Annotated in this window: 13 protein-coding genes; 8 read left to right on the top strand and 5 right to left on the bottom strand. The window is 68.7% G+C overall.

Features of this window, described 5'->3' with window-relative positions; all coding sequences use genetic code 11:
• Nucleotides 1-120 precede the first annotated feature (120 nt).
• Nucleotides 121-1,092: a Bug family tripartite tricarboxylate transporter substrate binding protein gene (locus SJY11_RS08705; protein WP_376986198.1), complete on the bottom strand. Its 972-nt coding sequence runs from the start codon at nt 1,090-1,092 to the stop codon at nt 121-123.
• A 221-nt stretch (nt 1,093-1,313) separates the two neighbouring features.
• Here SJY11_RS08705 and SJY11_RS08700 point away from each other — a divergent pair, with 221 nt between their 5' ends.
• From SJY11_RS08700 to SJY11_RS08675, 6 genes are all read left to right on the top strand, one after another.
• On the top strand, nt 1,314-2,018 hold the full coding sequence (locus SJY11_RS08700) for a GntR family transcriptional regulator (protein WP_267521630.1): 705 nt from the start codon (nt 1,314-1,316) through the stop codon (nt 2,016-2,018).
• Nucleotides 2,008-2,925 carry a dihydrodipicolinate synthase family protein gene (locus SJY11_RS08695; RefSeq protein ID WP_376986197.1) on the top strand — a complete coding sequence of 306 codons (918 nt, stop codon included), beginning with the start codon at nt 2,008-2,010 and terminating at the stop codon, nt 2,923-2,925. Before SJY11_RS08700 ends, SJY11_RS08695 begins: the two co-directional genes overlap by 11 nt.
• A gap of 166 nt (nt 2,926-3,091) precedes the next feature.
• On the top strand, nt 3,092-4,825 hold the full coding sequence (gene araD / locus SJY11_RS08690; RefSeq protein WP_376986196.1) for an L-arabinonate dehydratase: 1,734 nt from the start codon (nt 3,092-3,094) through the stop codon (nt 4,823-4,825).
• 62 nt (nt 4,826-4,887) lie between these two features.
• Nucleotides 4,888-6,438, top strand: coding sequence for an ABC transporter substrate-binding protein (locus SJY11_RS08685; protein ID WP_376986195.1), 1,551 nt, complete (start codon nt 4,888-4,890; stop codon nt 6,436-6,438).
• Nucleotides 6,439-6,445: 7 nt separating this feature from the next.
• Entirely contained in the window at nt 6,446-7,330 is an 885-nt protein-coding gene (locus tag SJY11_RS08680; protein ID WP_376986194.1) for a metallophosphoesterase family protein, read from the top strand.
• Between the two features lie 49 nt (nt 7,331-7,379).
• The gene (locus SJY11_RS08675; RefSeq protein ID WP_376986193.1) at nt 7,380-8,129 is read left to right on the top strand and encodes an FkbM family methyltransferase; all 750 of its coding nucleotides are present in this window, start codon (nt 7,380-7,382) and stop codon (nt 8,127-8,129) included.
• A gap of 13 nt (nt 8,130-8,142) precedes the next feature.
• Here SJY11_RS08675 and SJY11_RS08670 read toward each other — a convergent pair whose 3' ends face one another.
• Nucleotides 8,143-9,537 carry a DUF2793 domain-containing protein gene (locus tag SJY11_RS08670; RefSeq protein WP_376986192.1) on the bottom strand — a complete coding sequence of 465 codons (1,395 nt, stop codon included), beginning with the start codon at nt 9,535-9,537 and terminating at the stop codon, nt 8,143-8,145.
• A gap of 114 nt (nt 9,538-9,651) precedes the next feature.
• Nucleotides 9,652-10,398 carry an aspartate/glutamate racemase family protein gene (locus SJY11_RS08665; RefSeq protein ID WP_376986191.1) on the bottom strand — a complete coding sequence of 249 codons (747 nt, stop codon included), beginning with the start codon at nt 10,396-10,398 and terminating at the stop codon, nt 9,652-9,654.
• Between the two features lie 178 nt (nt 10,399-10,576).
• On the opposite strand from SJY11_RS08665, the gene SJY11_RS08660 reads away from it, so the two are divergent.
• Both SJY11_RS08660 and SJY11_RS08655 read left to right on the top strand, forming a co-directional pair.
• Entirely contained in the window at nt 10,577-11,296 is a 720-nt protein-coding gene (locus SJY11_RS08660; RefSeq protein WP_376986190.1) for a Crp/Fnr family transcriptional regulator, read from the top strand.
• Nucleotides 11,297-11,542: 246 nt separating this feature from the next.
• Complete coding sequence (locus SJY11_RS08655; RefSeq protein ID WP_376986189.1) at nt 11,543-12,997, top strand: undecaprenyl-phosphate glucose phosphotransferase; 1,455 nt, start codon at nt 11,543-11,545, stop codon at nt 12,995-12,997.
• Between the two features lie 6 nt (nt 12,998-13,003).
• Here the strand turns inward: SJY11_RS08655 and SJY11_RS08650 are convergent, their stop codons facing one another.
• Together SJY11_RS08650 and SJY11_RS08645 are read right to left on the bottom strand one after the other, a co-directional pair.
• Entirely contained in the window at nt 13,004-14,113 is a 1,110-nt protein-coding gene (locus tag SJY11_RS08650; protein ID WP_376986188.1) for a hypothetical protein, read from the bottom strand.
• Nucleotides 14,114-14,115: 2 nt separating this feature from the next.
• Nucleotides 14,116-14,451, bottom strand: coding sequence for a hypothetical protein (locus tag SJY11_RS08645; protein WP_326905937.1), 336 nt, complete (start codon nt 14,449-14,451; stop codon nt 14,116-14,118).
• Nucleotides 14,452-14,482 lie beyond the last annotated feature (31 nt).

The following is a 14,482-nucleotide window of genomic DNA, read 5'->3' as shown; positions in this document are numbered from 1 at the left end:
TCGTGACGCAGTGGACGTGGGAAGGGCGTCATTCTCGGGCTTGACCCGAGAATCTCGGGACCAGATCGCTGGTTTCTGAGATGGTCGGGTCAAGCCCGACCATGACGCTGGCTTATTCGATCACTCGATCCGGACATTCGCCTTCTTGGCCACGTCGGCCCAGCGCTTGGTCTCCGCGGCAATATGGGCCGTGAACTGCTCCTGGCTGGAGCCCACGGGATCGACGCCGAGCTTCTTCATCTGGTCGATGACGGCCGGCTCGCGCATGATCGCCTGAACCTCGGTCGAGAGCTTGGCGACGATCTCCTTCGGCACGCCGGACGGCGCGAAGAAGCCGTGCCAGGACGCGGCCGAATAGCCCGGGATGAACTCGGCCAGTGCCGGCAGGTCCTTGGCGACGGCGAGCCGCTCGGGCGTGGCGGTCGCGAGCGCCCGGATCTTGCCGGCCTCGACATGCGGCCAGGCGATCGTGATGTTGTCGAAGGTGATCTGGATCTGGCCCGAGAGCAGGTCCTGCGTCACCTGCCCGCTCGAGCGATAGGGCACATGCACCATGTCGGTGCCGGTCGAAACCTTGAACAGTTCGGCCGCCATATGCGTCGAGGTGCCCGCCCCCGAGGAGCCGAAGGAATACTTGTTGGGGTTCTTCTTCAGCAGGTCGATCAGCTCCGGCACCGTCTTCACCGGCAGGTCGATATTGACCATCAGGATGTTCGGCACGCTCGCCACCTGCGAGATCGGGGCGAAGTCCTTGACGTGGTCGAAGGGCATCTTCGCATAGACACCGGGATTGATCGCATGGGTCGAGACCGTGCCCATCGTCAGCGTGTAGCCGTCGGGCGTCGCCCGCGCGGCGGCCGCGACACCCGTGTTGCCGCCGGCGCCGGGCCGGTTCTCGACGATGAACTTGCCGCCGAGCCGCGCGCCAAGGCGATCGGCCAGCACGCGTCCCAGCAGGTCGGTCGTGCCGCCGGCGGCGAAGGGGACGATGATCGTCACCACCTTGCTGCCAGGATAGTCGCTCTGCGCCAGCGCGGCCGGAGCGGCCAGCAGGCAAGCGGCGGCCAGCGCGGCCCTGCGTGTCATCGTCATCGGTCTTCCTCCCATTGCATCAAAGAGCCGGCGGGGTTCGCCGGCGCGGTCCGTTGTCGGATCCTTGTCGACTCCGATAGCACAGGATTCCAGATTTGAAATCTGAAATTTCAGACTTGCTGTGGCTTGTCCTTTATGGTGAGTGATGCCGTGATGAAGCCGACACCCCGCCGCCGGCGAAGGCGGATTCGCGGGTGCCGGCTTCGGAAACTGGACGCGAGATGCCGCAGACCCTGACCATCGAACCCGTCGCCCCTCATCTGCTGCGCTCGCTGCGCGAGCATGTGCATGAGCGGCTGCGCCGGGCGATCGTCGCGGGGCGCTTCCGCAATGGCGAGCGTCTGAACGAGCGGCATCTGGCCGAGATGCTGGGCGTCAGCACCACGCCGGTGAAGGACGCCATCCGCAAGCTCGAGAGCGAGGGGCTGGTGCGCACCGAGGCGCGCCGCGGCGTCTTCGTCGAGTTTTCCGCCCGCCAGGCGCTGGAAATGGCACTGGGGCGCGCCGCGCTCGAAAGCGTCATGACCCATATCGCCGCCAACCGCCTCGGCGACGCCGACATCGCCGAGATCGGCCGCCTGATCGAGGAAATGGCCCATGCGACGCAGCACAGCGCGCTGGAGGATCTCGTCACCCTGAACGAGGCCTATCACGGCGCGATCCACCGAATCTCGGGCTGCGGCTATCTCGAGCGCCGGCTCGACGGGCAGCGCATGTACGACCACGCGCAGCGCATCGCCCTGCTCTCGGAACCCTCCGAGCGCGGCCAGGGCTTCGAGGAACATCGCTCCATCTACGAGGCGCTGCGGGCGCGCGATCCCGCGCTCGCCGAACAGAGAATGCGCCGCCACATCGTCCGCTCGGCAAAGGCCCATGTGCGGCAGGTGTTCGGCGCCGACGCGGAAGGGCTGGACTATGACGAGTGATAAAATCCGCGGTGCTTTGCGCGGCATTTCGGGCGTGCATGTCACCGCCTGGGGCGCCGATGGCGAGGCCGACTGGGCGGTGACGGGTAAGATCGTCGCCCGCATCGCCGCGGCCGGCATCCACAACATCGTCTCCACCGGCAACACCGGCGAATTCTACCCGATGACATCCGACGAGGTCGTGCGCAGCCACGCCGTCGCCGCCGAGGCCGCCGCCGGCAAGGCGCTGGTCACGGCCGGCATCGGCCGGTCCTTGCGGGAAGCGATCTCGACCGGCCGGCTCGCGGCCAAGGCCGGCTGCGACGCGGTGATGGTGCATCACCCGCTCGACCCCTTCGCCGCGCCCCAGTCGCAGGCGGACTATATCCTTGCCATCGCCGAGGCGCTGACGCTGCCGCTGGTCGCCTATATCCGCTCGGATGCGATCGGCGTGAAGGATCTGGTGCGCGTCGCGACCCATCCCAATGTCGCCGGCGTGAAGTTCGCCTCGACCAACATGATGCTGCTGTCCGAATGCGTCCGCGCCACGCAAGGCACCTCCGCCAACTGGATCTGCGGCCTCGCCGAGGGCTGGGCCGCGCCCTTCTACGCGCTGGGCGCCCGCGGCTTCACCTCCGGCCTGATCAATGTCGCCCCGGAACGCTCGCTGGCGGTTTGGCGCGCGCTTGAAAAGGGCGACTACGCCGCCGCCCGCATCGAGGTCGACGCCATCGCCGGCTTCGAGACGCTGCGCACCAAATACGGCAACGGCGCCAACGTCACCGTCGTCAAGGAAGCGCTCGGCCTGCTCGGCACGAATGTCGGCCCCGTCCGCCTGCCCGGCCTGCCGGAGCTCAACGCCGAGGAGAAGGCGCAGCTGCGCGCCATCGTCTCCGGCTGGAGCGCCCAGCGCGCGGCGGCGGAGTAATCCCGTTTCACCACCCTCCCCGTCATCCCGGACAAGCCGCGAAGCGGCGTAGCTCCGGGATCCATCGGAGGGCGAACCGCTCTACGATGGATCCCGGGTCTGCGCTTCGCTTGCCCGGGATGACGCAGAGGTTCGAGAGCAAAAAGAACAAGCCGAGGAAACGCCGATGTCGCCCCATCCCCGCAAGACGCCCGAGACCCTGCGCTCGAAGCGCTGGTTCGGCGCCAGCGATCTGCGCTCCTTCGGGCACCGCTCGCGGGCGCTGCAGATGGGCTTCGCGCATGAGGAGTTCATGGGCAAGCCGGTCATCGGCATCATCAACACCTGGTCCGAGATCAACCCCTGCCACACCCACCTGCGCGACCGGGCGGATGCGGTGAAGCGCGCGGTCTGGGCGAGCGGAGGCTTTCCGGTCGAGATCCCCGTGATGTCGGTCTCGGAGCAGTACCAGAAGCCGACCACCATGCTCTATCGCAACTTCCTGGCAATGGAGACGGAGGAATCGATCCGCTCCCACCCGCTCGACGGCGCGGTGCTGCTCGGCGGCTGCGACAAGTCCACGCCGGCCCTGATCATGGGCGCCTGCAGCGCCGGGCTGCCCTTCATCTTCGTGCCGGCCGGGCCGATGCTGCGCGGCAACTGGGCCGGCAAGGTGCTGGGCTCGGGCGCCGACGTCTGGAAGTACTGGGCCGAGAAGGAAGCAGGCCTCATCACCGACGACCAGTGGAAGGACATGGAGAGCGGCATCGCCCGCTCGCATGGCACCTGCATGGTGATGGGCACCGCCGCGACCATGATGAGCCATGCCGAGGTGCTGGGCCTGACCCTGCCCGGCGCCTCCGCCATCCCCGCCGCCGACGCGGCCCATCCCCGCATGGCGGCGGCGTCAGGCAAGCGCATCGTCGAGATGGTCTGGGAGGATCTGACGCCCGACCGCATCCTCAGCCGCAAGAGCTTCGAGAATGCGCTCACCGTGCACATGGCGGTGGCGGGCTCGACCAACGCCATCATCCACCTGATCGCCATGGCCGGGCGCGCCGGCGTTTCGCTGACGCCGGATGATTTCGACGCCTTCTCGCGGACCGTCCCGGTCATCGCCAATCTGCGCCCGTCCGGCGAATTCCTGATGGAGGATTTCTTCTATGCCGGCGGGCTCCCGGCGCTGCTGAAGCAATTGGAGAGCAAGCTCCACACCGATGCGATGACGGTGACCGGCAAGCCGATCTCGGAGACCATCGCGCTTGCGACCGTCTATGACGACAACGTCATCCGCCCGCTCGACAACGCCGTCACGACTGCCAACGGTCTCGCCGTGCTCAAGGGCAACATCGCCCCCGATGGCTGCGTCATCAAGCCCTCCGCCGCCGAGCCGCGCCTGCTGAAGCATTCCGGCCCCGCGCTGGTCTTCGAGGATTACGATGCGATGATGAAGGCGGTGAATGACGAGGCGCTCGACGTCACGCCCGACCACATCATGGTGCTGAAGAACTGCGGTCCCGTCGGCGGCCCCGGCATGCCGGAATGGGGCATGATGCCGATCCCGAAGAAGCTCCTGAAGCAGGGCGTGCGTGACATGCTGCGCATCTCGGACGCCCGCATGTCGGGCACCAGCTACGGCGCCTGCGTGCTGCATGTCGCGCCGGAAGCCTATATCCGCGGGCCGCTCGCCGCCGTGCAGACCGGCGACGTCATCAGCGTCGATGTCGAGGCGCGCAGCATCTCGGTCGCCCTGACCGAGGCGGAGATCGCCGCGCGCCTCGCCGCCTGGACGCCGCCCGACCGCGACTATCCCCGCGGCTGGGGCAAGATGTCGGCCGCCCATATCCGCCAGGCCGACAAGGGCTGCGACTTCGATTATCTCGAGGGCACGGCGAAGATTCCCGAGCCGGAGATTCATTGAAAGCCGTCATCAACCTGTCAACGCCGCTGACCAGTTTGCCGCTCCCGTGAGGAGGGGAAGCCATGGTCACGCGTCGTCATCTGCTCGCCGGCGGCATTGCCGCGCCGGCCCTGTTGCCCCGGCTGGTCCGGGCGCAGAGCGATACGCGGCCGGTCCTGCGCGTCGCCGTGCAGGCTCTGCCGCCGACGCTGGAGCCGCTCGAGTCGATCTCGAATGTCGGCTTGCGGGTCTCCTACAACGTCTTCGACACGCTCTGGCGCCGCGACTTCCTGGGTGAGGCGGCCGAAGGCGGGCAGAAGCTCGTGCCGCATCTCGCCACATCGCTGCGCCAGCGCGACCCGCTGACCTGGGAGGTCAAGCTCCGACAGGGCGTGCGGATGCATGACGAGACCGTGCTGAGCGCCGACGACGTGCTCTCCACCTTCTCGCCGGAGCGCATGTACGGGGCTCAGGTTCAGCACCATGAGGGACGCGTCAATTTCGGCCATCTCGCTTCGGTCGAGGCGGAATCGCGCGACACCGTCATCCTGCGCACGAAGACGCCCGATGTGGTGATGCCGCAGCGCCTGGCCGCCTATGGCGGCTGGATCCATTCGGCCAAGGCCTATGGCGAGCACGGCATCGCCGGCCTGCGTCAGAAGCCGGTCGGCAGCGGGCCCTACCGCGTCGCCGCTTTCCAGCGCGATCAGCGCGCCGTTCTCGAAAGCCATGACGACTACTGGATGGGGCGCCCCAAGGCCCGGCAGATCGTCTTCACCGTCGTCCCCGACGCATCGAGCCGGCTGGCCGGGCTGCAGGCCGGCGACTTCGATCTGGTCACCAATCTGCTGCCCGAGCAGGCGCAGACACTCTCGGGCAACAGGACGTTCGAGGCCGTCGATGTGCCCTTGGAATTCGCCCACATCCTCTACTACGACACGCGCAACCCGGTCCTTCGGGATGCGCGTGTTCGTCAGGCCCTGAACTACGCCGTCGATTACGAAACGCTCGGCCAGTCGCTCTGGGGAGCCAGCTTCAAGCGCATGGCGGCGCTGCAGACGCCCTCCTTCGGCCCGCTCTACGACGGCAACCGCCGCGGCTTCACCCATGACCCCGAGCGCGCGCGCCAGCTGCTGCGCCAGGCGGGGTACAAGGGGGAGGAGATCGTGATCCGGATCACGCCGGGCTACTATCTGCAGATGCTGCTCGCCGTGCAGGTCATTCAGCAGATGTGGGAGGCCGTCGGCGTCAAGAGCCGCCTCGAGACGATGGAAAACCTGGCGCAGCTGGTCAATCCGGGCGCCGATGTCCGGCCGACCTCGGTCGCCTTCCGCTTTCCCGATCCGCTCGGCGGCGGGCTGCTGGTGCACCTGTCGAAGGACTATTTCCTGCAGAAATCGGGCTTCTGGCAGCCGACGGCCTTCAATGCCATCAGCGACGAACTGCGCCTCGCGACCGACCCGGCCGAGCGCAAACGGCTCTGGCTGCGTCTCATGGATGAGTACGAGGCGGAGGCTCCGGCGCTCATCCTCTATCCGGTGCGCGAATACTTCGCCAAGCGCCGCAGCGTGAAATGGACGCACTACCCGCTCTATTACATGGACTTCCGCTCCTTCAACCTGGACTTCGCCTGAGGCCGGCATGACCCGCATCATCATCCTGTCCGACCCACATCTCTCGCCGACGCACGGCTTCTTCTGGGAGAACTGGCTTCTGGTGCGCGATGCCGCCGCGCGGATCGAGGCCGCCTGCACCATCGTCAACGGCGATCTCTGCATCGACGGCCCCGACAGCGACGCCGAGATGGAATTCGCGGCAGAGGCCCTTCGCGCGTTGCCGGGCACCGTTCTGCCGCTGCCCGGCAATCACGATGTCGGCGACGAGCCTCCCGGCCAGGACGTCAGGCAGCTGATCGACGAACCTCGCCTTGCCCGCTGGGACCGCTTCATCGGAGCCGACCGCTGGCGCCATGATCTCGATGGCTGGACCCTGCTCGGCGTCAACGCCCAGCTCTTCGGCTCGGGCCTGGCGCGCGAGACCGAGCAGACCGACTGGCTCGACGCGGCGCTCGCCGACAGCCGGGGCCAGCGCATCGCGCTCATCCTGCACAAGCCTCTGTTCATCGAGCAGGCCGACGAAGCCGATCCGACCATCGGGTCGATGGGCCTCGCGCCCCGGCGCGACCTGATGCGACGGCTGGCGGGCGCCGACACCCGGCTGATCGTCAGCGGCCATCTCCACACCCACCGCGACCGCGTCGTCGAGGGCATCCGCCATCTCTGGGTGCCGTCCTGCGCCTTCGCCGGCAGCCATGGCTATCCGGACGATCCGGCCTGCGGCTTCCTGACGCTCGACCTCGACGGCGACACCGTAACGACCGCGGCGATCCGCCCGCAGGGACTGGTCTCGCATGACCTGGCCGCCATCAAGCAGCACGGCCGCTACAAATTCCTGCGCGAGATGCCGCCCTGCGCGCCGGAGCTCGGAAGCGCGACGCAACTGGCATTGGAGCAGGCGAGCCGCTAGCCTCAAACCCGACAGCGAGGGCAGGACCGCCGGCGCGATGGAACCCAGCATGATTGACGCGCCGGCCAACCCGCCCTCCCTCTCCTGGCAGGACGCCTTCGAGACGCCGACGAACTCGCAGATCGAGCAGGAGCGCTGGGTGCTGGCGATGTGCGGCGGCCGCCGTGGCGGGCGCTTCGCCGAGATCGGTGCCTTCGACGGGGTGCTGCACAGCAACACCTGCTTCCTCGAAGCCGACCATGGCTGGAGCGGTGTGCTGGTCGAGCCCAACCCGATCCTTTTCGCCAGGCTCACAGCCAGCCGCAAGGCCGCCTGCCTGGAGCGGGCCGTCCATCGCGAGGGCGGGCAGTTCCTGTCCTTCGTCCCCTCGCAGGAAATCGGCACACTCGCCGAATACGCCGAGTCGGACGGCTATGCCGAGCACAGGCGCCAGGCGATCAGCGAGAACGGACTGATCACCGTCGAGACCATGACCTTCGACCAGATGGACCAAGCCGACGGACAGGCGGGCTCGGGCTTCGACTATGTCTCGCTCGACACGGAAGGCTCGGAACTCGACATCCTCCGCACGATCGACCTCTCCCGCCACGCCATTGCCCTCTTCACCATCGAGCACAATTTCGTCGAGCCGCGCCGCGAGACGATGCGCGTTCTGCTGGCGGAGGCCGGCTACCAGCGGCTGAATGTCGGCTTCGACGACTGGTACTGGCACGAGGGCCATCTGCGGGTGCGCAATGGCGGGACGCTGCCGGACATCGCCGCCATCAACGCGCATGTGAAGAGCATCTATCAAGACTGACGAGGACGCTCCTTCACAGCTCCGCGTCGAAGGCGATGCTGCCGAAACTGGCCTGCACCCGGCCGGCGGCCGAGGCCGTCACCGAAGCGCGCGCCTCGCGGCGGGAGAGCACTATCAGCGCCGGACTTCCACCCGCGACATTCACCGTGCCCGAGACGGCGAAGGCGGCGCTCGGCGTCGCCCGCATTCTGGCCGGCAGCATCAGGGTCTGGCCCACCGCGCCGCCCGCGGCCTGATAGGCATCGAGCGCAATCGCGCTTTCTGGCCGCCAGAAATAGCGGGCGCAGAGCAGCTCCTCGAGCGTCGCCGGGCGCGCCGCCCAAGTGCTGGCGCGGCGCCCGATCTCCAGCTTGATCCGGCGCAGCGTCACGGCAGGCCCGGCCGGCGTCAGACTGACCGAGAGCGCGCCGGTATCGCCGGCCGCCGGCGTCAGCTTCACGCTGCGCCGGCCCGTCCCCGCGGCAATCGAACCCGAGACGCTGCCGACGGTCACCGAGAGCGCCCCACCCGACAGCCCCTCGACCGACAGCGTCAGCGGCAGGCCGGCGAAGGACGAGAGCCCCCACAGCGCCGGCTCGACCGGCTGCACGAGCGCCCCGGCACTGAGGGTGAGGTCATAACCCGCCACGGCGAGCGTCGCGCCCACCGGGCCGGCCTTCCAGCGGTCGAAGCCATAGATGCCCGCGGCCAGCGCGCCGCCGGCGAAGCCGCGCTGGTTGATCTGGAGATCGCCATTGAGCAGGAGATTGCCGCCGCTCGCCCAGGGTGTCGCCGGCAGCGAGACCTCGCCGGTTGCCGCGTCGATCACCAGGGCCTCGGCCCAGGCCGATCCATCCACGCTCACCTTGCAATGCAGATCGTCGTCACCCGCGAGGCCGATCTCGGCGCGGCCCGAATAGCCGTCCTGAAACAGCAGACTCGCCGTCTCGCCGGCGACCGCCTTGTTGAGCTTGAGCTGGTGCCCGGCACCGTCATGGTTGAACAGGCTCGCCGGCGCCTGCACCACGAAGCGCGTCGTGACGTCGGCGGTGCCGTTCACGCCCCATAGGCTGGCGCCGAGGCTGCTGAGCGGGCTGTCGCGCCGCCATTCGCTGCCGGTCCAGAGATGGTGCTCGCTCTCATCAGTGACCCAGGCCTGCCAGCCTGGGCGCGGCACCAGGAAGGTCCAGCCGCCATCCTCGAACAGCGCGATCTGGTCGGTGCGGCCGGCGAAGGCGCCCGTCGCGCCGGGCGGGATGATGAAGGCGGAAAGCTCGGTCGGCACCGCCGGCGGCGTGCCCTGCGAGCAGCTGTCGACGGTGAGATGCACCAGCGCGTCGAGCCGCGTCAGGGCGTCGTTATGGGTGACGTGCTTCTGCGCCTGCCCGGCAGCGAGCAGGGGCAGGAAAAGCCGCGGCGTTGCGGTCATGGAGCCTCGCGGGGTCGGGCGCCGCCTCGGCGCCGGGGGATGCGAAGCCCAGCATCGCTTCCCGTACAGGCACCGGGGATAAACCCCCTCGCCTATCCCCGCGTCGCTGCCCTGTCAGAACACCCGCGGCCTCAACCCGGCATAGAACCAGCTGATCATCGAGAAGATGTCGTGGACCGGCCGCCCGGTCGCCGCCTGCACGGCCGCGGCATAGGGCGGCATGTTGGTGCATTCGAGCACGATCGCGCCCACCTCCGGATGCCGCGCCACCAGATCGAGCGCCGCATCGACGACGTCCTGCCGCGCCAGATCGACATCCATGTCGTCCTTCTCGGCCTTGATCAGCACCCGGAAGAACTCGCGGCCGCCCTCCGTCCCGGCGACCGGCGTGTCGAGCGGCACGCCCGCCTTCTCCAGATGCGCGGGCGTCAGGCTCCCCGCGGAGACCGTGACGACGCCGACCCGCTGGCCAGGCGGCAGCGTTGCTTGCACCCAAGGCACCTGCATCAGCGAGGAGGTCGCGACCGGCACGCCGACGGCCGCCGCGAGCTCGCGTTGGAACAGCGAAAGGAATCCGCAATTGGTGGTGATCGCCTCCGCACCGAGCCGCACCAGATCCTGCGCGGCGGCGATGAAGTCCGGCAGCAGGCCGTCGGCGCCCCGTAGCACGACCTTGTCGGGGCTCGCCCCGCCGACCACGCGGTAGAGCACCGGGAAGGGCCAGGTGCCGCCATTCCCCATGTCGCCGAGAATGCGCGGGAAGCGCGCCTCCAGCATCAGGATACCGAGCGGCGCGCCATAGATCGCCTTGCCGCCACGCGCGATGCGTGGCCCCTGCGATGGTTCCGAAGCGATCGTCATGGCAGGTCCCCGCGTCATGATGGCGACGCAGAACTAGCCCCGCGCAACGCCCGCGCCAAGGCGGCGGCGGCCCGCTCGGTATGTCGGCCCGACATGGCGCGCGAGGGTGACGCTGCGGTGCAACAGGCGTATGGGTGGGCTCGGGCGCCGGCAACGAGCGCGCCCGTGAGGGTTGAACGTGCATCATCGGCTGGCACAGGGCTGCGTCGTCCCTCTCGGCCGGGATTGCCTGACCTGCGAGACGCGTCCCCACAGCATCTGCGCGGCCCTGCCGGAGGGCGACCTCCTCAACCTGCAGGCCCTCTCAACCTCCGTCCACTTCGCCACGCGTGAAATGCTGATGGTCCAGGGCCAGCCCGCAGGGAGCGTCTACACCATCACCTGCGGCTGCGCCCGCCTCTACACCCTGCTGCCGGACGGACGCCGCCAGATCGTCGGCTTCGCGCTGCCCGGGGATTTCATCGGCCTGTCGCTGGCGCAGACCGCCGGCTTTTCCGCCGACGCGATCGGGCCCGTCGTGGCCTGCGCCTTTCCCCGCGCCGGCTTCTCGCAGTTCGTCGATGCCAGGCCCGCGCTGCTGCGGCGCCTGCATGAGCAGGCGAGCCATGAACTCTCCCTGGCGCAGGAGCAGCTCATGCTGCTCGGCCGCCGCAACGCGCAGGAGCGGATCGTCTGCTTCCTGCTCGGGCTACAGCAACGCTTCGCCCGCATCGGCCGCGCGTCCGTCACCGTGCCCCTGCCGATGGGCCGGCAGGACATCGCCGATTGTCTCGGCCTGACGATCGAGACGGTGAGCCGGACGCTGACCCGGCTGTCGCGGGATCGCATGATCCTGCTGGTGCCGGACGGTGTGCGGCTCCTGAACGCCGAGCGCCTCGCCGCCATCGCAGCCGGCTGAGCGGCGCGCACAGCGCCGCGACCGCTGTTCCAGAACGGATCAGCCCGGCACGCGCCCGTCGCGCAAGACGTCCCGGCTGACCGAGAAACCAACGCGTTTCCGCACTTCAGCCGACGGAACAGCCCATTTTGGCGCGTTCTCCTGCGGTATACCGCTTGCGCTGCCACCGCCGAGACCAGCCCGAGAGCGAGGATCTGTGCCGCTGCCGCACAACTCGCCCGGGCTTCGGCGGAGGCGACGAACCGGATGAGCGTCAACGACATCGGCCTGGCCGCCTATGCGGCCCGCGAGGGGCGCGCCCGCGCCTGGCGCCACTGGCTCTGGCTGGTGACCGCCGCGACCGACGCGGCGACCGTCGCCTTGATGGTGGGGCTGGTGTCGCTGGCCTATCACCTGCCGGTCTATGGCGATCCGCGGGCCGACCAGGTGACCCTCGAACTCGCCCTGATGCTGGCCGCGATCTTCGTCTTCGTGAACGCGACGCGCGGCCGCTACCAGCTGTCCAACTATCTCTCGACCAAGGGGCAGATCGCCTCCGCCTTCGCGGTCTGGAACCTGACCATGGTGGCCTTCGTCGCCATCCTGTTCCTGGCCAAGATCGCCGACCACTATTCGCGCGGCGTCGTCCTCGCCAGCTACCTCGCCGGCATCCCGGTCATCGCGCTCGCCCGCTCGGCGATGGTGCGGACGATCTCGATCGGCAGCAAGACCGGCCGCATCACCAGCGAGCGCGTCTTCCTGATCGGCCGCGAGCCCGACGTCATGTCCTTCGTCTCGCGTCACCAGCCCTGGAACGTCGGTTTCGCCATCGTCGACGTCGCCTTCCTGCGCAGCAACGACGCCCGCCGGATCAACGACCCCGCCGCCGCGCTGGCCGCGGATCTCGCGAGCGCGGTGGCGAACTGCCGGGCCAAGCAGCCGGACTCCGTCTTCATCGCCCTGCCCTGGTCGGATCAGGAGACCATCGATGCCTGCATCGACGCCTTCATGAACCTGCCGGTGGCGATCCATCTGACGCCCGAGCGGATCATGGACCGCTTCGACCGGCCGCTCATCATGCGCACCGGCAGCCTGACCAGCCTGCGGCTCAACCGGCCGCCGCTTTCGGCGCTGGAGATCGCCCTGAAGCGGGGCTTCGATCTCGTCGCCGCCGCGCTCATCCTGGTGCTGTGCGCACCTTTACTCCTGCTCGTGGCCGCGCTGATCCGGCTCGACTCGCCAGGCCCGGTGCTGTTCCGCCAGCGACGCTACGGCTTCAACCAGCAGGCCTTCCGGATCTTCAAGTTCCGGACCATGACGACCACCGACGACGGCGCCGTCATCGTCCAGGCGAGGCGCGACGATCCGCGCGTCACGCGCATCGGCCGCATCCTGCGCCGTTACAACCTCGACGAGCTGCCGCAGCTCCTCAATGTGCTCGCGGGGCAGATGTCGCTGGTCGGGCCTCGCCCCCATGCGCTCGCCCATGACCGCGAGTTCGAACGCAAGATCGCGCTCTATGCCCGGCGCCACAACGTCAAGCCGGGCATCACCGGCTGGGCGCAGGTCCACGGGCTGCGCGGCGAGACCGACACCGACGACAAGATGGCCAAGCGCGTCGCCTACGACCACTGGTACATCGACAACTGGTCGATCTGGCTCGACATCGCGATCCTGCTCAGAACGGTGCTGAGCCGGAAGGCCTTCATGAACGCACGGTGAGAGATCTTACGAGACAATAGAGCTATCGAGCAGACGCCAATCGGCAAGCCTCTCCCCAGCGACCATCAGACGGTCATACCATCCGTCACCATAGGCAACGGCGGTGCCCGCACCGTCCCGCCCGAGAAAAACTGTGCTCCGGCTGGCCGGCGGGGTTCCGCTGTCAGTCGCCACGACGGCGCCGTTGCGGGCGACCGAGCGCCCGGTTCCGTCGAAGGCGCAGGCGGCGGCGTAGCTGCTGTTGCGCAGATCGGCCCCCGCCGCCGTCGCGAGCTGGCCCGAGCCGTCCATCAGCACGGAGAGCCGGTTCGACTGGGCGCGCAGCAGCGACGAGGTGCCGTTGACGCCGACGATGCGGGCCGCGTTGCGCTCGAGCCTCTGGCCGCGCACCACGATGGTCGCGGCACTGCGTTGCAGCAGCGCCTCCAGCACGGGCGACAATTCGGCCGTTTCCGCCGCCCGGCTCACTGCGGCGTCCGCGGTCGCGATGTAAGGCGAGGCGAAGCTGTTGGCCTCGAGCTGGGCGAGGCGGACATCGCCGTTGAGCGTCAGGGTGAGTGTGCCCGCTGCCGGGGTGAAGACGAGCGACACGCGGCTTGCGGCCCCCAGCCCCATCAGTGGCCCCGCGCTCGAAGCCCCCGAAAGCGCGATGCTGCCCGTACCCGTGAAGGAGAGCGCATGGCTCTGTGCGCTCACCACGACGCTCTGGCTGGCGGGCGCGGCGCTGTTCAAGAGCAGATTGGCGCAGGCGCCGTTGAGCGCGAGCTGGCGGCGCCCGTTCGTCCAGTCGAAGCGCGGCTCGTCGGCGGCGAGGTCGGCCTGCAGGTCGCCTTGCGCATCGAGATAGGTGCGCGCCGGCCCCGAGCTGCAGGTGAAGGCGATCAGCTCGGCAAAGCTCGCCGCGCGCTTGACCCGCAGCGCCGCGACGCTCGCCCCGGCGATGTCGGCGAGCGGCACGGTGGTGATCGCATAGCGGTCGGCGCCGAAATCGGCGATCGCCGCGAAGTCCCCATAGGCCGGCGCCTCGAACCAGGCGCGCTTGCCCGTGGGCGTGAGACGCGGCAGATCGAACGGGTCGCGCCGGCGGCGCGTCAGGGAGACGGGCTGTGCGACCATGGTCAGCCCCAATATTCCAGCGAGCCCTTGCAGGCATTCGCCGCCCTCAGGCACAGATGCGTCGCGGACGGCGGCAGGCGCCGGACGCCCGGATTGAGCGCGCTGCCGCTGCCATCCGTCGCCGTCGCCGCGGGCAGGGTCAGCGCGGTGTCGACCAGACCCGCCTTCACCCGGACATCGCCGTCGAAGGACAGCGAGACGAAACGCGCCCCCTCCGGCACGGCGACGCGCAGCAGCGTGTCGGCCGCCAGCACGATGTCGTGCACGGTGTCGGAGAATTGCGGCGCCTGCGCCAGCCGCCCCGCATTCAGCGGAAACTCTTCATGGAAGGAAAGCATGGTCTGGCCCCTCGCTGGTTGACGAAGGGCC

This window comes from Allobosea sp. R86505 (genome assembly GCF_042466375.1).
Classification (GTDB): Bacteria; Pseudomonadota; Alphaproteobacteria; order Rhizobiales; family Beijerinckiaceae; genus Allobosea.
Note: the sequence above shows the minus strand (reverse complement) of the source record. Positions and strands in the feature narration are given on the sequence as shown.